Annotated in this window: 26 protein-coding genes; 14 read left to right on the top strand and 12 right to left on the bottom strand. The window is 67.3% G+C overall.

Annotation, left to right across the window (positions count from 1 at the left end; genetic code table 11):
• Nucleotides 1–46: 46 nt before the first annotated feature.
• Nucleotides 47–1,237, bottom strand: a complete 1,191-nt coding sequence (locus tag MU449_RS05140; RefSeq protein ID WP_244736928.1) for a phosphoglycerate kinase — start codon at nt 1,235–1,237, stop codon at nt 47–49.
• A 136-nt stretch (nt 1,238–1,373) separates the two neighbouring features.
• Here MU449_RS05140 and MU449_RS05145 point away from each other — a divergent pair, with 136 nt between their 5' ends.
• Together MU449_RS05145 and MU449_RS05150 are read left to right on the top strand one after the other, a co-directional pair.
• A complete protein-coding gene (locus tag MU449_RS05145) occupies nt 1,374–1,880 on the top strand; it encodes a peptidylprolyl isomerase (protein ID WP_244736929.1) in 507 nt (168 codons plus the stop codon).
• Nucleotides 1,873–2,427, top strand: a complete 555-nt coding sequence (locus tag MU449_RS05150; RefSeq protein WP_244736930.1) for a peptidylprolyl isomerase — start codon at nt 1,873–1,875, stop codon at nt 2,425–2,427. Before MU449_RS05145 ends, MU449_RS05150 begins: the two co-directional genes overlap by 8 nt.
• A 32-nt stretch (nt 2,428–2,459) precedes the next feature.
• Here MU449_RS05150 and MU449_RS05155 read toward each other — a convergent pair whose 3' ends face one another.
• The 4 genes from MU449_RS05155 to MU449_RS05170 all read right to left on the bottom strand — a co-directional run bounded on the left by MU449_RS05155 (nt 2,460) and on the right by MU449_RS05170 (nt 5,457).
• Nucleotides 2,460–3,497, bottom strand: a complete 1,038-nt coding sequence (locus MU449_RS05155; protein WP_244736931.1) for a TerC family protein — start codon at nt 3,495–3,497, stop codon at nt 2,460–2,462.
• A 145-nt stretch (nt 3,498–3,642) separates the two neighbouring features.
• Complete coding sequence (locus tag MU449_RS05160) at nt 3,643–4,452, bottom strand: arginyltransferase (protein WP_244736932.1); 810 nt, start codon at nt 4,450–4,452, stop codon at nt 3,643–3,645.
• A gap of 80 nt (nt 4,453–4,532) precedes the next feature.
• On the bottom strand, nt 4,533–4,982 hold the full coding sequence (locus MU449_RS05165; protein ID WP_244736933.1) for an RDD family protein: 450 nt from the start codon (nt 4,980–4,982) through the stop codon (nt 4,533–4,535).
• Nucleotides 4,983–5,034: 52 nt separating this feature from the next.
• The gene (locus MU449_RS05170; RefSeq protein WP_244736934.1) at nt 5,035–5,457 is read right to left on the bottom strand and encodes a DUF2852 domain-containing protein; all 423 of its coding nucleotides are present in this window, start codon (nt 5,455–5,457) and stop codon (nt 5,035–5,037) included.
• A gap of 139 nt (nt 5,458–5,596) precedes the next feature.
• Here MU449_RS05170 and MU449_RS05175 point away from each other — a divergent pair, with 139 nt between their 5' ends.
• Entirely contained in the window at nt 5,597–8,326 is a 2,730-nt protein-coding gene (locus MU449_RS05175; protein ID WP_244736935.1) for a [protein-PII] uridylyltransferase family protein, read from the top strand.
• On the opposite strand, the gene eda is transcribed toward MU449_RS05175, so the two are convergent.
• Both eda and edd read right to left on the bottom strand, forming a co-directional pair.
• A complete protein-coding gene (eda, locus tag MU449_RS05180) occupies nt 8,323–8,964 on the bottom strand; it encodes a bifunctional 4-hydroxy-2-oxoglutarate aldolase/2-dehydro-3-deoxy-phosphogluconate aldolase (protein ID WP_244736936.1) in 642 nt (213 codons plus the stop codon). The two genes, MU449_RS05175 and eda, sit on opposite strands and share 4 nt — an antisense overlap.
• Before the next feature lie 10 nt (nt 8,965–8,974).
• Nucleotides 8,975–10,780: a phosphogluconate dehydratase gene (gene edd / locus MU449_RS05185; RefSeq protein ID WP_244736937.1), complete on the bottom strand. Its 1,806-nt coding sequence runs from the start codon at nt 10,778–10,780 to the stop codon at nt 8,975–8,977.
• Nucleotides 10,781–10,922: 142 nt separating this feature from the next.
• Between edd and MU449_RS05190 the strand changes: the two genes are divergently transcribed.
• Nucleotides 10,923–12,122: an RSP_2647 family RNA methyltransferase gene (locus MU449_RS05190; RefSeq protein ID WP_244736938.1), complete on the top strand. Its 1,200-nt coding sequence runs from the start codon at nt 10,923–10,925 to the stop codon at nt 12,120–12,122.
• Nucleotides 12,119–12,655 (top strand): RSP_2648 family PIN domain-containing protein, encoded by a 537-nt coding sequence (locus tag MU449_RS05195; RefSeq protein WP_244736939.1) that lies wholly within the window; start codon nt 12,119–12,121, stop codon nt 12,653–12,655. Before MU449_RS05190 ends, MU449_RS05195 begins: the two co-directional genes overlap by 4 nt.
• Here MU449_RS05195 and MU449_RS05200 read toward each other — a convergent pair.
• Nucleotides 12,645–14,003, bottom strand: a complete 1,359-nt coding sequence (locus tag MU449_RS05200; protein WP_244736940.1) for a DUF2927 domain-containing protein — start codon at nt 14,001–14,003, stop codon at nt 12,645–12,647. The two genes, MU449_RS05195 and MU449_RS05200, sit on opposite strands and share 11 nt — an antisense overlap.
• A gap of 274 nt (nt 14,004–14,277) precedes the next feature.
• Between MU449_RS05200 and dksA the strand changes: the two genes are divergently transcribed.
• The gene (dksA, locus tag MU449_RS05205; protein ID WP_244736941.1) at nt 14,278–14,700 is read left to right on the top strand and encodes an RNA polymerase-binding protein DksA; all 423 of its coding nucleotides are present in this window, start codon (nt 14,278–14,280) and stop codon (nt 14,698–14,700) included.
• A gap of 1 nt (nt 14,701) precedes the next feature.
• Complete coding sequence (locus MU449_RS05210) at nt 14,702–15,808, top strand: FAD-dependent oxidoreductase (protein ID WP_244736942.1); 1,107 nt, start codon at nt 14,702–14,704, stop codon at nt 15,806–15,808.
• On the opposite strand, the gene xth is transcribed toward MU449_RS05210, so the two are convergent.
• Both xth and MU449_RS05220 read right to left on the bottom strand, forming a co-directional pair.
• Nucleotides 15,775–16,554 (bottom strand): exodeoxyribonuclease III, encoded by a 780-nt coding sequence (gene xth, locus MU449_RS05215; RefSeq protein WP_244736943.1) that lies wholly within the window; start codon nt 16,552–16,554, stop codon nt 15,775–15,777. The genes MU449_RS05210 and xth overlap by 34 nt on opposite strands.
• 36 nt (nt 16,555–16,590) lie before the next feature.
• Nucleotides 16,591–16,917 carry a HesB/IscA family protein gene (locus MU449_RS05220; RefSeq protein WP_244738965.1) on the bottom strand — a complete coding sequence of 109 codons (327 nt, stop codon included), beginning with the start codon at nt 16,915–16,917 and terminating at the stop codon, nt 16,591–16,593.
• An 82-nt stretch (nt 16,918–16,999) separates the two neighbouring features.
• Here MU449_RS05220 and MU449_RS05225 point away from each other — a divergent pair, with 82 nt between their 5' ends.
• Entirely contained in the window at nt 17,000–18,130 is a 1,131-nt protein-coding gene (locus MU449_RS05225) for a deoxyguanosinetriphosphate triphosphohydrolase (protein WP_244736944.1), read from the top strand.
• Here MU449_RS05225 and MU449_RS05230 read toward each other — a convergent pair.
• Nucleotides 18,104–18,589 carry a disulfide bond formation protein B gene (locus MU449_RS05230; RefSeq protein ID WP_244736945.1) on the bottom strand — a complete coding sequence of 162 codons (486 nt, stop codon included), beginning with the start codon at nt 18,587–18,589 and terminating at the stop codon, nt 18,104–18,106. The genes MU449_RS05225 and MU449_RS05230 overlap by 27 nt on opposite strands.
• A gap of 99 nt (nt 18,590–18,688) precedes the next feature.
• The gene (locus MU449_RS05235) at nt 18,689–19,342 is read right to left on the bottom strand and encodes an SGNH/GDSL hydrolase family protein (RefSeq protein ID WP_244736946.1); all 654 of its coding nucleotides are present in this window, start codon (nt 19,340–19,342) and stop codon (nt 18,689–18,691) included.
• Between the two features lie 154 nt (nt 19,343–19,496).
• Between MU449_RS05235 and MU449_RS05240 the strand changes: the two genes are divergently transcribed.
• The 6 genes from MU449_RS05240 (at nt 19,497) to MU449_RS05265 (ending at nt 25,258) form a co-directional block, all read left to right on the top strand.
• A complete protein-coding gene (locus tag MU449_RS05240; protein WP_280517631.1) occupies nt 19,497–21,008 on the top strand; it encodes a CoA-acylating methylmalonate-semialdehyde dehydrogenase in 1,512 nt (503 codons plus the stop codon).
• 90 nt (nt 21,009–21,098) lie between these two features.
• Complete coding sequence (locus MU449_RS05245; protein WP_244736947.1) at nt 21,099–21,887, top strand: IclR family transcriptional regulator; 789 nt, start codon at nt 21,099–21,101, stop codon at nt 21,885–21,887.
• The gene (locus tag MU449_RS05250) at nt 21,884–22,831 is read left to right on the top strand and encodes a 2-dehydro-3-deoxygalactonokinase (RefSeq protein ID WP_244736948.1); all 948 of its coding nucleotides are present in this window, start codon (nt 21,884–21,886) and stop codon (nt 22,829–22,831) included. The genes MU449_RS05245 and MU449_RS05250 overlap by 4 nt, the downstream gene beginning before the upstream one ends.
• On the top strand, nt 22,828–23,751 hold the full coding sequence (locus MU449_RS05255; RefSeq protein WP_244736949.1) for an NAD(P)-dependent oxidoreductase: 924 nt from the start codon (nt 22,828–22,830) through the stop codon (nt 23,749–23,751). Before MU449_RS05250 ends, MU449_RS05255 begins: the two co-directional genes overlap by 4 nt.
• Nucleotides 23,748–24,362 (top strand): 2-dehydro-3-deoxy-6-phosphogalactonate aldolase, encoded by a 615-nt coding sequence (locus MU449_RS05260; protein WP_244736950.1) that lies wholly within the window; start codon nt 23,748–23,750, stop codon nt 24,360–24,362. The genes MU449_RS05255 and MU449_RS05260 overlap by 4 nt, the downstream gene beginning before the upstream one ends.
• Complete coding sequence (locus MU449_RS05265; protein WP_244736951.1) at nt 24,359–25,258, top strand: sugar kinase; 900 nt, start codon at nt 24,359–24,361, stop codon at nt 25,256–25,258. The genes MU449_RS05260 and MU449_RS05265 overlap by 4 nt, the downstream gene beginning before the upstream one ends.
• Nucleotides 25,259–25,272: the final 14 nt, after the last annotated feature.

Below are 25,272 nucleotides of genomic sequence, written 5' to 3' on the forward strand. Positions count from 1 at the left end.
CTAACATACCGGAGCAGAGGGGAAAATTTTCTGAAACCGGCGGAAATCAGGCGTTGAGGGCCGTGACGCCGGGCAGGTCCTTGCCTTCCATCCATTCCAAGAACGCGCCCCCGGCGGTGGAGATGTAGGTGAACTGCGCCGCAGCCCCCGCCTTGTTCAGCGCGGCCACCGTGTCGCCGCCCCCCGCGACGGAGATCAGCTTGCCCGCCTGCGTCTGTTCGGCGGCGATGCGGGCGGCGGCGTTGGTGGCGGCGTCGAAGGGCTCGATCTCGAACGCGCCAAGGGGGCCGTTCCAGATCAGGGTCGCGGACGCCTCAAACACCTCGCGCAGGGCGGCGACGGTGGACGGACCGGCATCCAGGATCATCGCGTCCCCCGGGCAGGCGTTCACGTCCACGGTTTCCGACGCGGCCCCGGCCTTGAATTCCCGCGCGACGACGATGTCCACCGGCAGGTGAACGGTGCAGCCCGACGCCTTGGCCTTGTCCAGAATGCTGCGCGCCGTGTCGGCCATATCGCGTTCGGCCAGGCTTTTGCCGACCTCGATCCCCTGGGCCACAAGGAAGGTGTTCGCCATGCCGCCGCCGATCACCAGATGATCGACCTTGGTCACAAGGTTGCCCAACAGTTCCAGCTTGGTGGAGACCTTGGCCCCGCCGACCACCGCCACCACGGGCCGCTTCGGTGTGCCAAGCGCCGCATCAAGGGCCTTCAGTTCCGCCGCCATCAGCCGACCGGCGGCGGACGGCAGAAGCCGCGCGACCCCTTCGGTGGAGGCGTGGGCCCGGTGGGCGGCCGAAAACGCGTCGTTGACATACATATCGCCCAGATCGGCGAAGGCCAGCGCCAGCGCGGGATCGTTCGCCTCCTCGCCCGCGTGGAAGCGGGTGTTTTCCAGAAGGACGACCTCGCCCTCGCGCGCCTGTTCGATGGCCGTGCGGGCGGCGTCGCCCACACAATCGCGCGCGAAGATCACGCGCATCCCCAGATGTTTCTCCAGCGTGGGCAGGATGGCCTCAAGGCTCATCTCCGGCACGACCTTGCCCTTGGGGCGGCCGTAATGGGCCAGAAGCACCGGCGTGCCGCCCGCCTGGACGATGTCGCGGACGGTGGGGACGATCTTTTCGATCCGGGTCGCGTCGGTGACGATGCCGTCGTCCATCGGCACGTTCACATCCACACGCACCAGCACGATCTTGCCGTCCACGTCCATGTCGTCCAGCGTTTTCCAGCCCATCGGGTTCTCCTGTCTGCTGATGATCAAGTTGCACCCGTCATCGGCCCCGTCAACAGGCAGGAACGCGCGTTCCCGCCTTTTCTTGCGCGCCCCGCCGCATTACGTTGCGCCCATCATCGAAGAAGGAGAGGCCCAGATGGCCGATATCACCGATCCCGAGAACACCATCATCATGACGCTGAAAGGCGGCGATGTCGTCATCCAGCTGCTGCCCGACGTGGCCCCCAGGCATGTGGAGCGCATGAAGGATCTGGCCCGCGCCGGCGCCTATGACAACGTGGTGTTCCACCGCGTGATCGACGGCTTCATGGCCCAGACCGGCGATGTGGCGAACGGCAATGCCGAACAAAACTTCGACATTCGCCGCGCGGGCACGGGCGGGTCGGACATGCCGGACCTTCCGGCGGAATTCTCCAAGGTGCCACATGCGCGCGGATCGTTGGGCGCGGCGCGCTCGGCCAACCCGAATTCGGCCAACAGCCAGTTCTTCATCAACTTCAACGACAACTCGTTCCTGAACGGGCAATACACCGTCTATGGTCAGGTCATCTCGGGGATGGAGCATGTGGACGCGATCGTGCGGGGCGAGCCGCCGGCATCGCCCGACCGCATGATCAAGGTGCGCGTGGCCGCCGATGCGTAAGGCGCTTCTTGCCGCCGCATTTGCGGCGATGGCCGGGGCCGCCTTTGCGCAGACGGACGGCCCGGGCCCGAACCTTGTGATCGACGTGGCGGGATCCGGCGCCAACGGGCAGGTCGTGATCGACCTGTTTCCCGATGTGGCCCCCAAGCATGTGGCGCAGATCGTGCAACTGGCCCAAGCGGGCGAGTATGACGACGTGGTGTTCCACCGCGTGATCGACGGGTTCATGGCGCAGACGGGCGATGTCGAATTCGGCAAGGGTGCCGTGACGCGGCAGTCCGGCATGGGCGGGTCCGATCTTCCCGATCTTCCGGCCGAATTCTCGGACAAGGCGTTCCAGCGCGGCACCGTCGGCATGGCACGTTCGCAAAGCCCCAATTCGGCCAACAGCCAGTTCTTCATCATGTTCGCGCCGGGCGATTTCCTGAACGGCCAATACACGGTCGTGGGGCAGGTGATCGAAGGTATGGACGTGGTGGACGCCATCACGCGGGGCGAGCCGCCGGCGGATGCCGACCGGATGGTCAAGGTCGCGGTCCAGCAATAAGAAAAAGGCCCGCATCGCGGGCCTTTTTTACATCAGGGGTTCGGCGCATCGTCGCTGCGCAGCGCCTCGCGCGGGACGGGATCGATCTGCTCTTCCAGCGGGGGATCGTTGCGAGTCTTCCACAGCGAATAGGCAATGCCCGCCCCCAGCGTCCCGATGGTGATGACCAGCGAGATCAGCGTGTCGATGTGGTATCCCATCGGCACAAGCGTGATCTTGATCCCGACATAGATCAGCACGATCGCCAACGCGGTCTGCAGATACCGGAAGCGCGCCATGGCCGCCGACAGGGCGAAGAACAGCGCCCGCAGGCCCAGAACGGCGAACACGTTCGAGGTGTAGACGATGAACGGATCCTGCGTGATCGCGAAGATCGCGGGAACGCTGTCCACCGCGAAGATCACGTCCACGATCTCCACCATGATCAAGGCAACGGCCAGCGGGGTCAGCCACAGGACGACCTTGCCGGTGCGCGGGTGGGGCTGACGGACCAGAAAGCTGTTGCCGTGGAATTCCGGCGTGATGCGGAACCGCTTGCGCAGGAATTTCAGGATCTTGTTGTTTTCAAGGTCGTTATCCTCATCCACCTGCTTGAACATCTTGAAGCCGGTGAAGATCAGGAAGGCGCCGAACACGTAAAGGATCGGTTCAAACGCATTGACCATCGCCACGCCGACGCCGATCAGGATCGCACGGAACACCAGAACGCCGATGATGCCCCAGAACAGGACGCGGTATTGGTAAAGCCGCGGCACGCCCAGAAAGGCGAAGATCGACGCGATGACGAAGATGTTGTCCATCGCCAGCGACTGTTCGATGATATAGCCGGTGAAGAATTCCAGACCCGCCTGCGAGCCGCGGACGAACCAGACCCATGCGCCGAACGCACAGGCCACGAGCACATACATGCCGTAAAGAAGGAAGCTTTCCTTCGCGCTGATCTCCTTCTGCTCCTTGTGCAGAAAGCCAAGGTCGAAGACCAGAATGACGATCACCACCGCCAAGAAGGCGAACCAGAACCAGACCGGCGTGTCGAGAAAGTGTTGGGTAAAAAAGGACGCGGATTCCATTGCCGGGACCATTCTCCATTTTCAGTTGGAGCAGTTCCGACATCACGCAGCATCACGCTGCGCCAGAGGGGCCCGGCACTGCGCGCATGATCATAATGCGCGAAGGCCCCTGGGAAAAGGGGGCAGTTGTCGGAAATTTGATGGATCAGCCGCGCCGGGCGTCGGGCAGGGCGATGCGGGCCACCTGTTCGGCGATGGGATCGACACGCTGTGGATGGCGGGCGGCGTCGTGGTCGGCGGGATCGCCGATGTCCTGCCAGAAGTTGTCCTTGAAGATGTCCAGCGCCGGGAAGGTCGCCTTGTAGCCCATCTTGCGGCTGCCTGGCACCCAATATCCCAGATAGACATAGGGCAACCCCGCCTCACGCGCGATGGCGACATGGTCGAGGATCAGGTAGGTCCCGAGGCTGCTGGCCGCGAGATCGGGATCGTAGAAGGAATAGACCATGCTCAGCCCGTCATCGAACACATCGGTCAGGCAGACGGCGGCGAGACCATCCTCGCCCTGATATTCGATGACGCGACTGCGGATCGGCGTCTCCTCGATCATCGCGGCGAATTCGAAGATGTCCATATCCGCCATGCCGCCCGCCGCATGACGCGCGTCCAGATAGCGGCGGAACAGCGCATATTGATCCTCGGTCGCCCAGGGGGCCGTGGGATTGCGGCGCAGATGGCCGTTGCGGCGCAGAATCTTGCGATGGGTGCGGTTCGGTTCGAAATCCGCCACACGGATGCGCGCCGACATGCAGGCGCTGCAATCCGCGCAGGACGGGCGGTAAAGCACGTTCTGCGACCGCCGGAACCCCTGTTTCGACAGCGAATCGTTCAGCGTCTGCGCCTGATCGCCCTGCAGCGCCGTGAACAGCTTCCGCTCCATCCGCCCGTCAAGATAGGGGCAGGGCTGGGGGGCGGTCACATAGAACTGCGGCGCGATGGGAAGGGTGTGGCGCATGGGGGTCCGGCGGGAAGGCGTTTCGCGACAAAGGTAACGCTGCGAAACGCCTTCGCCAAGCGGGTATGACGATTTTGTTCCTATGCCGCCCGGTTGATCGCCACGGTGCCCATCGCAAGGTCCGTCAGGCCCTGACGGCGCGGGGTCATCAGCATCAGGCCGATCGACAGGACCTGCACCAGGAACGTGCCCATCGACAGGACATAGCCCGCAACATGCAGCGCCGCCTCGACCGGGCCCAGAGGATCGCCGTCGCGGTTCAGGAAATGGATGCCGCAGATGCGCATCCCCGGCGTGGCCGATTTCCGCGCCAGCGACCACCAGCGATAAAGAACGCCCACCGTCACGAACAGGATGGGATAGAACAACAGACCGATGAACAGCGTGAACGGCAGCGCGATCAGGGTCAGCACGAAGATGAACGTGATGTCGATCAGCCAGGCCAGAAACCGTTTGGTGACCACACCGTCATAGAATTCGGCATGAAGGTCGGGGTCGGGCAGGGCGTCCATCATTGGGGCAGCGGTCATCGGTCCTCCGGGGCAAGGGGGCGGCGCAGGGGCCGCCCGCACGGGTCAGGGCTCAGGCGTCGGACGGGGTCGTCGCCGGAAGATCGTCGCGGCGTTTCGCGCGGTCGTCCATGAAGGCGTCGAACTCCTGCTTGTCCTTGGCTTCGCGCAGGCGTTGCAGGAAGGATTCGAAGGCGACCTGCTCATCCTCCAACCGGCGCAGCGTGTCGGCCTTGTAGGAATCGAAGGCGCTGTTGCCGCTGGATTTCGCAGAGGTGAACATCTGTTTGGCGCGGGTGGCGCAGGTGGAACGGCTGAACATGCGTTTGCTCCAGATCATATAGGCGAGAAGCGCGAGGCCGACGGGCCACACGAAGATGAAACCAAGGACCATGGCGGCGATCCAGGCGAATTTGCCGCGGGCATCGAGCCAGGCCTCGGCCTGACGGGGCCAGGACAGAAGACCGCCGGACGCGGCCGTGGACGAAAGGTTCATGAGGGCGTCTCCCTGTTTACGGTTGATGTGAAGCGCTTTCACATCCCCAAGATCGGGATGCCGCCCCCCCGGCGCAAGGGGCCGATGTTAAGAATGTTTACATACTTGCCGCGCGCCCCGCTTCGCGAAACAATGCGGCATGACCCTGGCCCAACGCATCACCCGCCTGCCTTTGCCCCACGACGCCGACATCGCGGCGGATCTCCGGACCGACTGGGGCGGTGGCGATCTGGCCGATCTGGTCGCCAACACCGCCAGCGCCAGCCCCTTCCTGCGTGAGATGCTGCGCAAGGAGGGGGGCTGGCTGCGCGATGCGGTGCAGGCGCCTGAAGATGCCCTGCGGGAGGAACTGGCCCGCGACGGCGATCTGGCGGGCCTGCCGTCTCTTCTGCGGCAGATGAAGCGGCGCGTGGCGCTGCTGGCGGCCTTGGCCGACCTTGGGGGCGTCTGGACGCTGGAGGAGGTGACCGGCGCGCTGACCGCCTTGGCCGACCGCGCGGTGGACCTGTGCGTGCACCATCTGGTGCAGGCCGAAATCCGGCGCGGCAAACTGCCCGACCTGCCCGATGCGGCGGGCATGGTCGTGCTGGCCATGGGCAAGATGGGGGCGGGGGAACTCAACTACTCCTCCGACATCGATCTTGTATGCCTGTTCGACGATGCGGCGCATGACGATCCGCCGCAGGCGCGCACCGCCTTCATCCGTGCCACGCGGCGCATGGCGGCGATGCTGTCGGACAACACCGCCGAGGGGTATGTCTTCCGCACCGATCTGCGCCTGCGCCCAGATGCGGCGGTGACGCCGGTCTGCCTGTCGATCCGCGCCGCCGAATCTTATTACGAGGCCGAGGGCCGCACCTGGGAACGCGCCGCCTATATCAAGGCGCGGCCGTGCGGGGGGGATATCGCGGCGGGCCGGCGGTTCCTGTCGGCGATCGCGCCGTTCGTCTGGCGCAAGCATCTGGATTTCGCGACCATCGACGACACCTATGAGATGCGCCTGCGCATCCGCGACCACAAGGGGCTGAACGGCCCCCTGCGGGTGGAGGGGCATGACATGAAACTGGGGCGTGGCGGCATTCGCGACATCGAATTCTATACCCAGACCCGACAACTGATTTCCGGCGGGCGCGACCCGTCGTTGCGGGTGCCCACGACCGTGGGCGGGCTGGCCGCCCTGTCGCAGGCGGGCTGGATCACGCCCGGGGACGCGGCCGAACTGACCACGCTTTACCGCGCGCATCGCGAGGTGGAGCATCGGTTGCAGATGATCGGCGATCAGCAGACCCACCGCGTGCCCGTCGACCCCGACATGTTCGCCCGCGCGGCGCATTTGTCGGGCCAGACACCGAAGGCGTTCCATGACGGCATTCTGGAACGGCTGACGCGGACGGCCGATCGGACGGAGGCCTTCTTCGCGCCGGCCGAGGCCCCCGCCGATCCCGACATTCCTGAGCGTATGAGGGAGATCGTCACCCGCTGGGCCGCCTATCCCGCGCTGCGGTCGTCGCGGGCGCAGTCGGTTTTCCGTCGCCTGCGGCCCCAGCTTCTGGCCCGGTTGCATGGGGCGCCGGACCCGGAGCGGGCCCTTCTGGCCTTTGACGGATTCCTGCGCGGCTTGCCGTCGGGTGTGCAGATCTTTTCGCTTTTCGACGCAAATCCGCAACTGGTGGACCTGCTGGTCGATATTGCGTCCATGTCCCCCGACCTTGCCGAATACCTGTCGCGCAACGCGCAAGTTCTGGATGCGGTGATCGTCGGGGATTTCTTCGCCCCCTGGCCGGGTGAGGCGGCATTGCAGGCCGACCTGACCGCCCGGCTGCGCGCGATTCCCGAATATGAGGGGCAGTTGGACGCCGCCCGACGCTGGATGAAGGATCACCATTTCCGCATCGGGGTGCACCACCTTCGCGGCCTTGTCACCTCCGCCCAGGCGGGCGCGCACTATGCCGACTTGGCCGGGGCGGTGATCGCGGGGCTGTGGCCGGCGGTGGTGGCCGAGTTTTCGCGCCGCCACGGCCCGCCGCCCGGGCGCGGGGCGGTCATGCTGGGGATGGGAAGCCTGGGGGCCGGACGGTTGCACGCGAAATCCGACCTCGACCTGCTGATCATCCATGACAGCGATGCGGGGGAGGAAAGTTCCGGCCCCAAGCCCTTGGTCGCCAAGGCCTATTACGCACGGCTGACCCAGGCGCTGCTGACGGCGCTGACCGCCCAGACGGCGGAGGGGCATCTTTATTCCGCCGATATGCGCCTGCGCCCGTCGGGACGGCAGGGTCCGGTGGCCACCGCGCTGGCCGCGTTCGAAACCTATCAGATGAACGAGGCGTGGACGTGGGAGCATCTGGCCCTGACCCGCGCCCGCCCCATTGCGGGCGATCCCGCCCTTACCCGGCGGGTGGAGGCGCTGCGCCGCGAGGTCCTGACCGTGCGTGGGAAAGACCCCCGGGTGCCGGGCGACGTGGCCGATATGCGGCGCAGGCTGGCGGCGGCCAAACCGCCGAAAGGGCCGTGGGATGTGCGCAACGGGCCGGGGCGGCTGATGGATCTGGAACTGCTGGCGGAGTTCTGCGCTCTGGACGGCGCCTCTGCCGAACGGGCGCTGCGCGCGCAACTGGATGTCGGGCTGGAGACGGGCCGGATTTCGGCAGATGCCCATGCCGACCTTGTCGCCGCCGATACCGTTCTGTGGCACCTGCGCGCCGCCGAACGTCTGCTGGGGGCGTCCGCCCTGACCGACCCGACCGAGGGGGTGCAGGCCTTTTTGTTCCGCGAGGTCGGCACGGCACGTCATGCCGACCTGATCGCAAAGGTGGACTGGATATTCCGGAATATCCTGTCAAATCCGAGGGGTCGGGGCGATCCTTAACCCCGGATGGTCGCCGCCTCCCGTGCGAGGTCGGTCACCCGCGACCAGTTGCCCGCCGCCAGATCCTCCTTCGGCGCGAACCAGCTTCCGCCGACGCAAAGAACGTTCGGCAGGGCAAGGTAATCGCGCGCATTCTTCATGGAGACGCCGCCCGTCGGACAGAACTTGGCCTGCGGGATCGGACCGAACAGGGCCTTGAGCGCCGGTGCCCCGCCCGAGGTTTCGGCAGGGAAGAACTTCATCATGCCATAGCCGCGTTCCAGAAGGCCCATGACCTCGGTCGCGGTGACCGCGCCGGGCAACAGCGGCAGGCCCTCATCCTCGCAGGCGCCGATCACGCGGTCGCTGGCCCCGGGCGAGACGCCGAACTTCGCCCCCGCCTTCACCGCCGCCTTCACGTCGGCGGGCGTCAGCAGCGTTCCCGCCCCGGCCACGCCGCCTTCAACATCCGACATCGCGCGGATCGCGTCCAGCGCGGCGGGGGTGCGCAACGTCACCTCAAGCGCCACCAGCCCGCCCGCCACCAGCGCCTTGGCCAAGGGGGCGGCGTGGGCCACGTCCTCGATCACGAGGACGGGGATAATCGGCGCGCGGCGGCACAGGGCCTCGGTCGCCACGGTTTGCTGCTCCGGGGTCATGGTCTTCCTTTCAGATAACGACGGCCGCGCCTTCGGTGGCGTTGCCCACATGCTGACGAAACGCCTCGAACAGCTCGCGCCCAAGGCCGTGCCGATTGGCGGAAAGATCCTCGGTCACCGGATCGCGGGTTTCGAAATCGGCCTCCAGCACGTCAAGCTGGCCGGACACCGCATCCACCCGCAGGCGGTCACCGTCGCGGACACGCGCCAGCGGTCCGCCGCTTGCCGCTTCGGGCGCGATGTGGATCGCCGCCGGGACCTTGCCCGACGCGCCCGACATCCGGCCGTCTGTCACCAGCGCCACCTTCAGGCCGCGATCCTGCAACACCGACAGGATCGGCGTCAGCGAGTGCAGTTCGGGCATCCCGTTCGCCTTGGGGCCCTGGAACCGAACGACGACGACCGTATCGTCGGTGAATTCGTTGTTGCGGAAGGCCGTCTTGACCTCGGCCTGATCGCGGAAGACGCGGGCTTTCGCCTCGATCACATGACGCTCGGGCGCCACGGCCGACACCTTCATCACGCCGCGCCCCAGGTTGCCTGCCAGTTGCTTCAGCCCCCCGGTCGCCTGGAACGGGTCCGATGCGGGGCGCAGGATCTTGTCGTTCAACGTCTCCTGCGGGCCCTCGGCCCAGGTCAGCTCTCCGTCGATCAGCTTGGGATCCTGACGATACAGATCCAGACCGTCGCCCAGGATGGTTTTCACATCGCCATGCAGCAGGCCGTTGTCCAGAAGCTGGCCGATCATGTATCCAAGGCCGCCCGCGGCGTGGAAGTGGTTCACATCCGCCAGCCCGTTGGGATAGACCTTGGCCATCAGCGGCACGACCGAGGAAATGTCCTCGAAATCCTCAAGGTCCAAAATCACGCCTGACGCGCGGGCCATGGCGGGCAGGTGCAGCACGAGGTTCGTCGACCCCCCCGTCGCCATCAGCCCGACCAGCCCGTTGACATAGGCGCGTTCGTCCAGAATGTCCGATGCGGGGCGGTAATCGTTGCCAAGGGCGGTGATCGCCGCCGCCCGCTCCACCGCCGCGGTTGTCAGCGCGTCGCGCAGGGGGGTGTAGGGGTTCACGAAGCTGGCCCCCGGAAGGTGAAGCCCCATGAACTCCATCAGCATCTGGTTGGAGTTTGCCGTGCCATAGAAGGTGCACGTCCCCGGCCCGTGATAGGAGGCCATTTCGGCGGCCATCAGCTCGTCCCGCCCGATCTCGCCCGCGGCGAAGCGGTTGCGGACCTTGGCCTTCTCGTCGTTCGGCAGGCCCGAGGTCATGGGACCGCCCGGAACGAAAATCGACGGCACATGCCCGAAGGTCGCCGCCGCGATCACCAGACCGGGCACGATCTTGTCGCAGATCCCCAGGTAAAGCGCGGCATCGAACACGTCATGCGACATGGCAACACCCGCCGATAACGCGATGACATCACGGGAGAAAAGCGAAAGTTCCATCCCGATCTGGCCTTGGGTCACCCCGTCGCACATGGCGGGAACGCCCCCCGCGACCTGCGCCGTGGCCCCCACCTTGCGGGCCACCTCGCGGATGTGTTTGGGATAATCCTCATACACGCGGTGGGCCGACAGCATGTCGTTATAGGCGGTGACGATGCCGATATTGGGCGCGCGCCCATCGGCCAGGGCGGCCTTGTCCTCTTCCATCGCGGCATAGGCGTGGGCCTGGTTGCCGCAGGTCAGATGCGCGCGATGCGGGCCGTTGCCGGCCGCCGTGGCCATGCGGTCGAGATACGCGGCGCGGGTCTTGGCCGAACGTTCGCGGATGCGGTCGGTCACACGGTCGAGTGTGCTGTTCAGTGTCATGGGTCGAACCACCTCTGGCTGTGTCGTTCAACATGGGGCGCAAGGGCTTCATGTCCAAGATGTCGGGCAGACGTTAGCGGTAACTGCCGCGAAGGGAAAGGGCACCCCTTCCGCTGGCCCACGAATATGGTAATCGGAAGCCATGAATGATGCATCCTATCCCACCGTCCGCCTGAAACCCAAGGCCGAAGCCCGCGCGATCCGTCACGGGTTCCCTTGGGTCTATGCCGATGAGCTTGTGACCGACCGCCGCACGCAGGCCCTGCCCAAAGGCGCGCTGGCCGTGCTGGAGGATGGCGAACGGCGTCCGATGGGCCTTGTCACCGTCAACACCGGATCGAAGATCATCGCGCGAATGCTGGACCGAAATCCGGCGGCGCGGATCGACGCCGACTGGTTTCGCGCCCGCCTGACACGCGCGCTGGCCTTGCGCGAACGGCTGTTCGACGCGCCCTTCTACCGTCTGGTTCATGCCGAGGCGGACGGCCTTCCGGGGGTGGTGATCGACCGCTTTGGCGATGCCGCCGTGATCCAGCCGAACGCGGCCTGGGCCGAGGATCATCTGGACCTTCTGGCGCAGGCGCTGACCGACGTGACGGGGGTGCGCGTCATCGTCAAGAACGGCTCGGGCCGGTCGCGGGGTCTGGAGGGGCTGGCGGAGGAGACGGTTGTCCTGAACGGCACGCTGGACGGTCCGGTGCCGGTGCCGATGAACGGCGCGACCTATATGGCCGATCTGACGGGCGGGCAGAAGACCGGTCTGTTCTATGACCAGCGGCCCAACCACGCCTTTGCCGCAAGGCTGGCCCTGAATGCGCGGGTGCTGGACGTGTTCACCCATGTGGGCGGGTTCGCATTGGCCGCGCTGGCGGGTGGGGCGCAGTCGGCCCTGGCCGTCGATGCCTCGGCCCCGGCCTTGGCGCTTGCGACCGAAGGGGCGCGGGCCAGCGGGGCCGCGGATCGGTTCACCACCCGTCAGGGCGACGCCTTCGCCGTGCTGGAGGAGTTGGGGCAGGAGGGACAGACCTTCGATCTGGTCATCTGCGATCCCCCCGCCTTCGCCCCCGCCAAACCGGCGCTGGAGGCGGGGCTGCGCGCCTATGAACGCATTGCCCGTCTGGCGGCGCCTCTGGTGGCACCGGGGGGGTATCTGGTCCTGTGTTCGTGTTCCCATGCCGCCGATCTGTCGGCGTTCCGCAACGCCTCGGCCCGCGGGATCGGGCGCGGGGGGCGGCGGGGGCAGCTGATCCATACCGGATATGCCGGGCCCGACCATCCGACCCTGCCGCAACTGGCCGAAAGCGGCTATCTCAAGGCGCTGTTCTTCCGGCTGGACGGGTGAGGGCGGTCCTTGACACCTGCGTGATCTTTCCGCCGGTGTTGCGCGACATTCTTCTGGGATGCGCGGCGCGGGGGCTGTATCAGCCGCTCTGGTCCGACCGGATTCTGGAGGAGTGGGCCCGCGCCGCCCGCCGCAAGGGCTTTGGGGATGCAGCGCGGGATCTGGCCGCCGCGATGGACGCGCAATTCCCGAACGCCAAGGTGCCGCCCCGGCCGGGGCTGGAGGGACGCCTTCATCTGCCCGACCCCGCCGACATCCACGTTCTGGCCACCGCGATCACCGGCAGCGCCGATGCGATCATCACCCTGAACGCGGGCGATTTCCCCCAACACGTGCTGCGCGCCGAAGGGGTGGAGCGTCGCGCCCCCGACAGCGTTCTGTGGGAGATGTGGTCCCACGATCCCAAGGCGGTGGGCGCGGTTCTGGCCCGCGTCCACGCCCGCGCCGAGGAGATGGCCGGGGCGGAGGTGTCCCTTCGGGCGCTGCTGAAACGCGTGCGCCTGCCGCGTCTGGCAAAGGCGGTTACGGGCTGACGCGGTCCGGCGACAGGGCCTGGATGTCGCCCATCCGCTGCCGCACATCCGCGTCATCGGTGAAGCCAAAGCGCGCCCAACCCAACGCCTCGCGCCGCGCGTCTCGGGACGCGGCGGGCTGATCCAACAGGCGCAGTGCCTCGGACCGCATCATCAGTAGGGTGGCCATCAGCCCCGCATTTTCCGACTGCCGCGCCGCCGGAAGGGCCACGTCGGTCAGCAGGATCGCCGCCTCGGCCTGCCCGGAGGCGAGGGCGAAGGCCGCCATCTGCATATCCTCATGCGCCGTGTGCACACCCTTGTCGGGCAGGGCGCGGAAGGCGCGCGCCGCCTCGATGAACCCGCTCAGCGCGGTGGGCACGTCGCGATCAAGGCTCAGCCGGGCCAGGGCGAACCAACTGAACCCCAGCCGATTGTCGGTCCAGCCCTGTTTCTGCGCGATGGCCAGCGCGCGCTGCGCCGCGCTGTGACGGCGGGCGGTGCTGCCGTCCGGGCCGAACGCCGTTTCGATCGCGCGGATCCAGGCGCGCGGCGTGTCGGGCGGGATCTGCGGGGCGGAAAAGGCCCCCTTGGGGTTGAAGCGGCGCAGCAGGGTCGGCACCACCTCCGCCGCCTGCGCGCGGGTCATGCCGCTGCGCAGTTCCGGCGCGTAGTAGGTGCGCAGCATCAGCATGTCGAAGCCGGTCAGGATGCCGTGGAAATTGTCGTCGTTGAAGACCGAGTCGGGCAGCCGATAAAGATCGTTCAACGGGCCGATCGCCTGCGCCAACTCCTCGTTCAGGCAGTCGCGCACCTCTTGCGGCGCTTCGTCCGACGGGATGAAGATCGCGGCGTTCGTGCGGGTGGTCAGACGGGTCCAGTCCAGATCGGGGCTGCGCAGATTGGCGGCATATTCGTCAAAGGTGCGCACCCCCGGCACGACGAAACAGGCCGCGGTGGGGGCGATGCCGCGCATCCGCGCCACGGGCACGAATTCGATGCTGACCGAGGCCGCGCCCGTTGTGCGCGAAATCGGCAGCCGCGCCTCGCGCCGCATCCGGGCCAGAACGCGGTCCAGATCGGCCGAGGCGGTCGCCGGCGCGGGCCCCCGGATGGCCACGGTGATCGGGCCCTCGAACCGGCTCATGACGGCAAGCTGGTCGCCGTTTTCCATGGCGAAGGACAGGTCGAGGAAATCTCGCGCCATTTCGGCGTTGCTGCGCTGGGCCGGGACGGGGTTCACCGCGCCGAACGTCTTCATCGGGGGCAGCGCGTCGGTGATCGGCGGCACGTCGGGCAGGGGTCTGTCCGTCTGCGGCGCCGCACAGGAGGTTAGCAGAGGAACAAGAAGGAGAAGACGGAAACGCATGAAGCACCCCTGGCCGTGACGGTTTGGGCGATGTGCCGATCCGTGCCCCCTTGATAACGATTTTCGGGCCACCGCCAAGGGGCATCCCCCGGAATGCGGTTCGGACGGTGCCGCAAAATCGGGCGGTTCGCCCCGAAGGCGCGGCCCGTTTCGCAAAAGGGCCGGGTCCGTTTCATGCGATAGTGACAAAGACCCGTCAAAGGAGTAAGCGAACGCGGGGAAAAGGAGCGCCGGGTCTCGCCGTGCTGTGGGCCCGGTCTGCGGAAAGGCAGCCATGACAGCAGAACTGTGTCTATCGGACGATTATCGACCCGCCGAGTCGGAACCCTTCATGAACGACCGGCAACTGGAATATTTCCGCCGCAAGCTGCTTGCCTGGAAGGCCGAACTTCTGGAACAAAGCGCCGAAACGATCGAAGGTCTGCAGGAATCCGGTCGCAACGTCCCCGACATCGCCGACCGCGCCTCCGAGGAAACCGACCGTGCGCTGGAGCTGCGCACGCGTGACCGGCAGCGCAAGCTGGTGTCCAAGATCGACGCCGCCCTGCGCCGGATCGCCAATGGCGAATACGGATATTGCGAGATGACGGGCGAGCCGATCTCGCTCAAACGTCTGGACGCGCGGCCCATCGCCACCATGACGCTTGAGGCGCAGGAACGGCACGAGCGGCGCGAGAAGGTTCACCGCGACGACTGACATGACCCGTCACGCCACCATTGTCGGGGCCGGGGTTGCGGGCCTTGCCACGGCGTGTGCGCTGGCCCGGCGCGGGTGGTCGGTGGATGTGCTGGAGCAGGCCCCCGCGCTGACGCAGGTGGGGGCGGGGTTGCAGATCGCGCCGAACGGTCTGCGGGTGCTGGACGCTTTGGGGCTGGACGTGGATCACCTGCCGCAGGGGCGGGCGGTCACCTTGCGCGACGGCCCTTCGGGGCGGGCGGTCCTGCGGATGGCCTTGGGCGCGCGGGCCTGGCGGATGACGCACCGCGCCGATCTGATCGATATTCTTGCGGCGGGGGCGGAGGCGGCGGGCGCGCGACTGCACCTTGGGCGCACGGCGACCGTGGCGCAGGGGATCACCATCGCGGCCGACGGCCTGCATTCCCGGTTCCGCAGCGGCCTGAACGGCCCCGATGCCCCGACCTTCAGCGGCCATGTTGCCTGGCGCGCGACGATTCCCGGCGATGACGGTCCGCCCGAGGCGGAGGTCTTCATGGGCCCGGGCCGGCATCTTGTCACCTATCCCCTGCGCGGGGGGGCCCTGCGCAACATCGTGGCGGTGGAGGAACGCGGCACTTGGGCCGCCGAAAGCTGGTCGGCCCGTGACGCGTCGGGCGATCTTCAGCGCGCCTTCGCAGGCTTCTGCCCGCGGGTGCGCGCATGGCTGGACCCTGTGGCCGAGCCGTATCTTTGGGGCTTGTTCCTGCATCCCGTGGCGGCGCGGTGGCATGGGGACGGGGTGTTTCTGGCCGGAGACGCCGCGCATCCCACATTGCCCTTCATGGCGCAGGGCGCGAACATGGCGCTGGAGGATGCCTGGGTACTGGCCGCCTGTCTGGACGGCCTGCCGCCGGATCGGGCGGGCGGAACCTATCAGGCGCTGCGGGCGCAGCGGTGCCGCCGCATCGTGGCCGTGGCGGCCGCGAACGCGCGCAACTATCATCTGGGCGGGGCCATGCGGCTGGCGGCGCAGGCGGCGCTGCGTCTGGCCGGGCGGATCGCGCCCGAAGCCCCTTTGCGCCGATACGACTGGATCTACGATTACGACGCGGTTCAGGCCGCAAGCTCGATCCAGACGGGAACGTGATCGGACGGTTTTTCGCCCGCCCGCACGTCCCGGTCGATCGCCACATCCGTCATCAGATCCGCCGCCTGCGGCGAGAGCAGCAGATGATCGATGCGGATGCCGTTGTTGCGCGGCCACGCCTGCGCCTGATAATCCCAGAACGAATAATGCCCCGGCCCCTGAACACGGGCGCGAAACGCCTCGGTCAGGCCCAGGTTCACGATCCGGCGGAAGGCGGCCCGGGTGGCCGGCAGGAACAGCGCATCCTCGCGCCAGCCATCGGGCTTGGCCGCGTCCTCGGGCTGGGGAATGACGTTATAGTCGCCGGCGAAGACCAACGGCTCCTCGGTGGTCAGAAGTTCGGCCACCCGCGCTTCCATCCGTGCCATCCACGCCAGCTTGTAATCGTATTTCGGCCCCGGCGCGGGGTTGCCGTTGGGCAGATAGAGGCCGCAGACCCGCACGGCACGATCCCCGATCACCGTCGCCTCGATCCAGCGGCTTTGTTCGTCCGTCTCATCGCCGGGCAGGCCGCGCACCACATCCTCCAACGGCAGGCGGGACAGGATCGCGACCCCGTTGAAGCCCTTCTGCCCGTGGGTTTCGACGCGGTAGCCCTTGTCCTCGATCAACTCTCTCGGGAATGTTTCATCCGTGGATTTGATTTCCTGAAGCAGCACCACGTCGGGCGACGCCTCGTCCAGCCAGGACAGAAGCGCCTCGATCCGGGCCTTGACGCCATTGATGTTGAATGTCGCGATTTTCATGGCCACAGGCTTACGACGCCGAAGCGCGCCGCGCAATCACATCGAAAAGCTGATGCCGCAGCCGCAGGACGACGCCGCGTTCGGATTCTGCACCACGAAGCGCGCGCCGATCAGTTCCTCGGTGAAATCGATCACGGCATTCGACAGGAAGGGCAGTGACACGCTGTCAACCAGCACCTGCGCGCCGTCCTTTTCCAGCACCAGATCGTCGTCCGTCGCGTCGTCCAGCTTGATGTCATACTGGAACCCCGAACAGCCGCCGCCTTCCACCGCCACGCGCAGGGGGCGGGCGTGGCCGGTATCCTCGGCAATTTCGGCCAGGCGGGCGAAGGCCCGGTCCGTCACGCGGGGGGGGAGTGTCATCTCCATGGCGAAAATCCGTGTCATTTCTGCGGTAGACCCCATATAGGATGCAGTAAAACGACGAACAAGAACAGGCCGATTTATGACCGCCCCCTATGCCTGCCAGCCCGCACAGTCGCGTGGGCGGCTTTACGGCGAAAATCTCTCCTCCTTTCGTTCGGCCTTTCAGCGGGATCGTGACCGGATCATTCATTCGTCGGCCTTTCGCCGTCTGAAGCACAAGACCCAGGTGTTCGTGGAGCATGAGGGCGATTATTACCGCACCCGCCTGACCCACACGCTGGAGGTGGCGCAGGTGGCGCGCACCATCGCCGGGGTCCTGGGCCTGAACACCGATCTGGCCGAGGCGATCGCGCTGGCCCACGATCTGGGCCACACCCCTTTCGGCCACACGGGCGAGGATGCGATGGCCCGTCTGATGGCCCCCTATGGCGGGTTCGACCACAACGCGCAGGCGCTGCGGATCGTGACGAAGCTGGAACGGCATTACGCCGAATTCGACGGCCTGAACCTGACATGGGAAACGCTGGAGGGGATCGCCAAGCACAACGGTCCGGTGACCGGCGATCTGCCCTATGCGCTGGCCGAGGCGAATGCCGAATGGGATCTGGAGCTGCACACCTTCGCCAGCGCCGAGGCGCAGGTGGCGGCGATTGCCGATGACGTCGCCTATTCCCATCACGACCTGCATGACGGCCTGCGCTCGGGCCTGTTCGACGAAAACGATCTGATGGACCTGCCGATCACCGGCCCGGCCTTTGCGGCGGTGGACCGGCTTTATCCCGGCCTCGACCCCTCGCGCCGACGGCATGAGGCGCTGCGGCGCGTGTTCGGTGCGCTGGTGGAAGATGTGATCCACATCGCCCAGAACCGGCTGGAGGCCGCCGCCCCGAAATCGGTGGAAGACATCCGGGCGATGGATCAGACGGTCATCCGCTTTTCCAAGCCGATGTATCAGGAGTTGAAAGTCATCCGCCATTTTCTGTTCACCCGCATGTATCGCGCCCCGTCCGTGATGGTGGAGCGCGCCCGGGTGACCGAGGCGGTGGACGGGCTGTTCGGCCTGTTCATGGCCAACCCCGCGCTTCTGCCCGCCGAATGGCGGCAGGGCCTGCCCGAGGGGGACGAGGTGCAATTCGCCCGCCACGTTGCCGATTATGTAGCGGGGATGACCGACCGCTATGCCTTACAGCAACACGCGCGGCTTGGCTGACGCCCGCGCCGCGATCAGCCAGACGGCCACGAGGACCAGCGACAGGATGGCGTTCCACGACGCCATCGACAGCCCCCACATCGACCAGGCGACCTGATCGCACATCACCAGATGCACGGGCGCGTCGGTGGACAGAAGGTCGGCCCCCGACAGACCGGACAGCGCGTTGCCCGCACCGGTGCAGCTGGCCGGGCCCTCCCACCATTTCCGTTCCACCCCGGTGTGAAAGATGCCGATGGCCGCGCTGGTCAGCGGGCCCAGCGCGCCGATCCGCATCAACCACGGGCGCGGCATCGCCAGCGCCACGGCCCCCACGATCACCGCCGCCAGATGTGGCCAACGCTGATAAAGGCACATCGGACAGGGGGCCAGCCCGCCGATATACTGGAAGGCCAGCGCCCCAAGAAGCAGCGCCCCCGATCCCGCCGCGGCCAGCGCCGCCCATACCCGTCCCGTCATCTGTCGCCCTTTGCATTCCGTGCCGCGACCATAGGCGTCTGTCGCGGAACCGGAAGGCGAATTTCACCGTCATCGCGCAGGCGTGAGGGGGCACGCCCTTCAGCGCGCAAGGGCGCGGGCCAGAAACGTCCCCAGGATCGCCGAGCCGCGGGCGGACGGGTGCGTCCGGTCCGGGCCAAGAAGCCCCGGATCGGAGGGGGGCATCACCGCTTCGGAATCAACGAAATACACCCCGTCATGCGCGCGGGCATAGGTGGCGATGCGGGTTTCCAGCTTGCCCAGCGCGGCGCTGCACCCCGCGAACGAGGCCGATTGCGGCGCCTGATAATACCCCATCCACATGACACTTGCGCCGGTGCGGCGGGCGCGCGCGATCAGGTCGGGAATGGCCCCCGCGGTGGCATCGGGCGACATCAGCGCGTCGATCTCGGCCTCGCACGGGCCGCAGCCGCAGGTTCCCACCAGATCGTTGGCCCCGCCGTTCATCACGATCCAGTTCCAGCGACCGTCCGGCAACTGGTTCGGAATGCTCAGCCCCACCAGCGCCGCGGCCGCGCCGGGCATCATGCGGGCCCCGGCGCGGGCACGGGTGATGACGGGGCGGTCCAGATCGGCGCCGATCGTCTTTCCCACCGCGCCGTTGTTCCAAGCCAGAACGGAATCGCCCATGACCAGGATGTCGCCGCTGGCGTTCCGCGACGCGGCCCCGCAGGCGGTGAGGCCGCACAGGGCCAGGATCAGGATCATGCGCATTCGGGTCGTTCCTCCGGCCGTCATCATGCCCGGCGTGGTCCGGTTCGACAAGGGGCGGCCCGACGCGTGGGGGGTTTGCTTTGGCCACGACCTCTGCCTACAAAAGTGGGCAGAGGCCTTGACGACCGGCTGACATCACCTGACGGAGGACACCTTGGATCATCACAGCACCCTCGCCCGCATCGGCCATCACATCGGTGGGGTGCCCGTCGCGGATGGCGACGCCCCCGCCCAGGACGTGACCAACCCGGCCACCGGCGCCGTGACCGGGCAGGTGGCGTTGGCCCGTGCCGAAACGGTCGACCGCGCGGTGGCGGCGGCCAAGGCGGCGTTTCCCGCGTGGCGCGATACGCCCCCGATCCGGCGCGCGCGGTTGATGAACGCGTTTCTGGCGCTGGTGCGCACGAAGAAGGACGATCTGGCCCACGCGATCACCGCCGAACATGGCAAGGTCTTCACCGACGCGCAGGGTGAGGTGGAGCGCGGGATCGACATCATCGAATTCGCCTGCGGCATTCCGCAGCTTCTGAAGGGCGATTACACCGAACAGGTGTCGCAGGGCATGGACAACTGGACCCTGCGCCAGCCCCTCGGGGTGGTGGCGGGGATCACGCCGTTCAACTTTCCGGTCATGGTGCCGATGTGGATGTTCCCCGTGGCCATCGCGACGGGCAACACCTTCGTTCTGAAACCGTCGCCCACGGATCCCTCGGCCTCGTTGCTGATGGCCGATCTGATGGTGCAGGCGGGCTTTCCCGAAGGCGTGTTCAACGTGGTGCAGGGCGACAAGGTGGCGGTGGACGCGCTCTTGGCGCATCCCGACGTGAAGGCCGTGTCCTTCGTCGGATCGACCCCCATTGCGAACTACATCTATGAGACCGGGGCGCGGCAGGGCAAGCGGGTGCAGGCGCTGGGCGGGGCCAAGAACCACATGATGATCATGCCCGACGCCGATATGGACAAGGCGGCGGATGCGCTGATCGGCGCGGGTTTCGGATCGGCGGGCGAGCGTTGCATGGCGATCTCGGTCGCAGTGATGGTGGGCGATGCGGGCGACCGTCTGATCCCGGCCCTGAAGGCGCGGGCCGAGGCGTTGAAGATCCGAAACGGCACCGATCTCGAAGCCGAGATGGGGCCGATCGTCACCGCCGCCGCGCGGGACCGCATCGCAAGCTATATCGAGGCGGGGGTGGCCGAGGGGGCCGATCTGGTGGTCGATGGGCGCGGGTTCACCGTTCCGGGGCATGAGAACGGCTTCTGGCTGGGGGCCACGCTGTTCGACCGGGTGACGCCGGACATGAAAATCTATCGCGAGGAGATTTTCGGGCCCGTCCTGTCCTGCCTGCGCGTGGACAGCTTTGCCAAGGGTCTGCAGCTGATCAACGATCATGAATTCGGCAATGGCGTGTCGCTGTTCACCCGCGACGGCCATCTCGCGCGCGAATTCGGGCGTCAGGTGCAGGTGGGTATGGTCGGCATCAACGTCCCGATCCCGGTGCCGATGGCGTGGCACGGCTTTGGCGGCTGGAAGCGCAGCCTGTTTGGCGACATGCACGCCTATGGTGAGGAAGGCGTGCGCTTCTATACCAAGCAGAAGTCGATCATGCAGCGTTGGCCCGAAAGCATTGTCGAGGGGGCGGAGTTCACGATGCCTGTCGCGCGCTGATGTCGGATCGTCCCACTATTTGAACATGACGTATTTTATTTGACACCTTGCCCCGCAGACCCCATCACGGTCGGCGGGGGAGGGACAGGGATGGATGATCGCCACACCGAGGATCGACGTCCGGTGCCGGGCACGCAGACCCTGTCACGCGGGCTGCGTCTTCTGGAGCATGTGGGCGCAGGGGTCACCGATCTGCGCGGCCTGTCCGAACGGATGGGCGCGCCGCGCAGCACCGTGGCCCGCATGTTGGCCAATCTGGTGGCCGAGGGGTATCTGCACCACGTCCCCTATCAGGGCTATTCCCTCGGCACCAAGCTGATTCTGCTTGGGCAGCGCGCGCGGGAGCAGCGTCCGCTGACCGCTCTGGCCCGCTCTCAGCTGGAGGCGCTGGCCCGCGCGACCTGCGACACGGTTCATCTGGGCACGTTGGACGCGGGCGAGGTGCTGTATCTGGACAAGGTGGCCGGGTCGCGGGGGCTTGAGATGCGCTCGCGCGTGGGGGCGCGGATGCCCATCGCCTCGACCGGGTTGGGCAAGGCGATGATGATCGGCCTGCCCGAAGAAACCTGGCCCGACGCCCATGGCCGGGCGGTGATATTCGCCGCCGCCCCGAACCGCCCCGACATGCGCGATTACGCCACCCTGGCCGATGATCTGCGCCAGTCCCGCGCGCGCGGTTTCGCCGTCGATCTGGAGGAGAACGAGTTCGGCATTCGCTGCGTCGCGGCCCCCTTGCGGGATGCGACGGGGGCGGTGGTCGGCGCGATCAGCGTGGCAAGCGCGGTGACCTTCCTGCCCGAGCCACGACTGCACGATCTGGGCCCCGATGTGGTCCGGGCGGCGAACGAAATTTCGATGGTCTTGGGGTGGACGGGATGACGAACGAACTGGTCGCTCTGGATTGGGGCACAAGTAGCCTGCGGGCCTTTCTGATGCGTGACGGGCAGGTGGTGGCGGAACGCACCAGTCCTCACGGCATCCAGAACCTGCCCACGGGCGGGTTCGCCGGGGCCTTCGCCGACATTTGCGGCGATTGGGTGGCGCAGGGGCGCCCGGTGGTCGCGGGCGGCATGGTCGGGTCGCAACAGGGCTGGGCCGAGGCGCCCTATGCGCGCTGCCCCGCGCGGCTGGAGGATCTGATCGGGCAGGGGGCCGAGGTGGCTTTGCCCCAGGGCGGGGTTCTGCACATCGTGCCGGGTGTTCTTCTGGATACGCCGGGCGCCCCGCCCGACGTGATGCGCGGCGAGGAGGTGCAGATCGCGGGCGCCATCGCCGACCGGCCCGATCTGGCGGCGCGGGCCTTGTTCGTTCTGCCCGGCACCCATTCCAAATGGGTTCTGGTGGAGGGGGGGCGGATCGTCACCTTCGCCACCTACATGACGGGTGAGATGTTTGCCCTTTTGCGCGGCCATTCGATCCTGGGGCGTCTGATGACCGATGCCCCGGCCTTTGGTGCCGATGCGTTCGATCGCGGCGTCGGGTTGGCGCGGCAAGGCGGGGCGGGCGATCTGACGCGGCAGATCTTTTCGGCCCGCACCATGGGGCTGACCGGACGTCTGCCCGGATCGGGGTTGGCCGATTACCTGTCGGGCCTGTTGATCGGGAGCGAAATCCGGTCGGCGGCGCGGATGCGGGACGCCGCCTCCCCCCCCGTATTGATGATCGGCGACGGGGCCTTGTGCGACCGATACCGCAGGGCGCTGACGATCTGCGGGATCGAGGTCGCGGCCCAGCTTGGCAACACCGCGCCGCATGGGCTGTGGCGCTTTGCCGAAATCCGTGGCCTTGTGACGGCGGCCCCACCCAAGGATGCGCGTGCATGAACATCGTCATTGCCGATCCCGATCACGAAGCGCACCCCGCCGTCGACGCGGCGGGCCTGACAGCCACCCCCATCCCCTGCGGGACGCAGGATGACCTGATCCAAGGCGCGCAGGGGGCGGGGATCATCCTTGCGGGGCCGGTTGATTTCACCGCGGATGGTCTGGCGGCGCTGCCCGATCTGCGGCTGATCGTGCGCCTGGCGCCGGGTGGGACGATCGACTGGGCGGCGGCGCGGCGGATGGGGGTGGCGGTGAGCGACCCTGCCGAAGCCGACGCGCCCGAGGCCGCTGACCATGCGATTGCCCTGACCCTGACGCTGCTGCGCAAGATCCCCGCCATGACGGCGGCCACCCGCAGCGGCATCTGGGACCACGCGCTGGCCCGCCCCCTGCGTCGGCATTCGGAATTGACGGTCGGCCTGATCGGGGCCGGGCCGGTGGGCATGGATTACGCGACAAAGATGGGGGCGCTGGGCTTTCGCACGCTGGTTCACGATCCGCTCGACATCACCGGGGCGGTCTTGGGCGACGTGATCGAGCTTTCGGACGTGATCGCCGTCTTCGCGTTGCTGACCGAGGCCACGCGCGATCTGCTGGATGCCGCGATGTTCGACCGGATGAAGACCGGCGTTTACGTCATCAGCCTGGCGGAGGGCGGCATTCTTGACGAAGACGCGCTGGCCGAGGCGCTGCGCACGGGCAAGGTCGCGGGCGCGGGCATCGACCGGACGCGGATCGAACCCTTGCCCGCCGACAGCGCGCTGCGCGAATTCGACACCTGTCTCATCACGCCGCACATGGCTTGGTATTCCGAAGATGCCGTGCGCGACCTGCACCGCCGCGCGGCCGAGGAGGCCGTCCGTTTCGCCCGGGGCGAGCCCATCCTGTGGCCCGCCCCCGCACTTGAGGAGCCGACATGAACTTTGAAACCGCCTTCACCGCCTGCCCGCTGGTCGCGATCCTGCGCGGCCTGACCCCGGACGAGGCGCTGCCCGTGGGGGAGGCGCTGGTCGCGGCGGGCATCACCCTGCTGGAGGTGCCGCTGAATTCACCCCGCCCGCTGGACAGCATCGCCGCGCTGGCGGATGGACTGGAAGGGCGGGCCGTGGTGGGGGCGGGCACCGTTCTGACGCCGCAGGCGGCGGAGGATGTGGTGCAGGCCGGGGGGCGGATCATCGTCATGCCCCATGCCGATACGGCGGTCATTGCGCGGGCGAAGGCGCTGGGCGCCGCCTGCGTGCCCGGGGTCGCCACCCCGACCGAGGCCTTTGCCGCGCTGGCCGCCGGGGCCGATGCGCTCAAGATCTTTCCGGCGGAGTTGGTCAGCCCGGCGGCGGTGAAGGCGATGCTGGCCGTCCTGCCCAAGGGGGTGCGGCTGCTGCCCGTGGGGGGAATCACCCCGGCGGGAATGGCGCCCTACCGCACGGTGGGCGTGGCGGGATTCGGCCTTGGTTCGGCGCTTTACGCCCCAGGTACCCCGGCGGAGGAGGTGGGCCGCCGCGCCCGCGCCTTCCAGGAGGCCTTCGCATGATGCGCTTCGTTTCGATCGGGGAATGCATGGTGGAACTGACCGGCGCGGGCGAGGATCTGTGGCGGCAGGGCTTTGCGGGCGACACGTTCAACACCGCCTGGTATGCCCGCCGCGCCCTGCCCGCCGACTGGACGGTCGATTACCACACCGCGCTGGGCACGGATCCGATGTCGGACCGGATGGTGGCCTTCATGGCCGCGGCGGGGGTGGGGACGGGCACCATCCTTCGCCACCCCACCCGGCAGGCGGGGCTTTACATGGTCTCGCTGACGAATGGCGAACGCTCGTTCACCTATTGGCGCGACAGTTCGGCGGCGCGGACGCTGGCCGACGATCCGGCGGGTCTGGACACGGCGCTGGCCGGGGCGGGGGTGATCTATTTCTCGGGGATCACCGTCGCCATCCTGGGCGATCGACGCGCCGCGTTTCTGGCGGCGGTGGGCCGCGCGCGCGACGCGGGCGCGCGCGTGGCGTTCGATCCGAACCTCCGCCCGCGCCTGTGGACCGACCGCGAGGCGATGTGCCAAGGCATCACCGAAGCCGCCGCCGCCGCTGATATCGTCCTGCCCAGCTTTGACGACGAGGCCGCGTTCTTTGGCGACGCCGACCCCGCCGCCACCGCCCGCCGATACCGCACCGGCCGCACGACCGAGGTCATGGTGAAAAACGGCGGCGGTCCCATGGCCTTCGACGGCCCCGACGGGGCGGACGGGATGTCCTTCGGTCCGGCCGCGGAACCGGTCGATACCACGGGCGCGGGCGACAGTTTCAACGCGGCCTATCTTGCGGCCCGCCTCTCAGGGGATAGTATGCGCGACGCAGCCCGGGCGGGCGACGCGCTGGCACGGCAGGTCATCTTGCAACGTGGCGCGCTGATCCGTCCCGGCGCGGCATAGAACAAAGGATTGGC

It is taken from the genome of Falsirhodobacter halotolerans, from assembly GCF_022899245.1.
Lineage (GTDB): Bacteria > Pseudomonadota > Alphaproteobacteria > Rhodobacterales > Rhodobacteraceae > Falsirhodobacter > Falsirhodobacter halotolerans.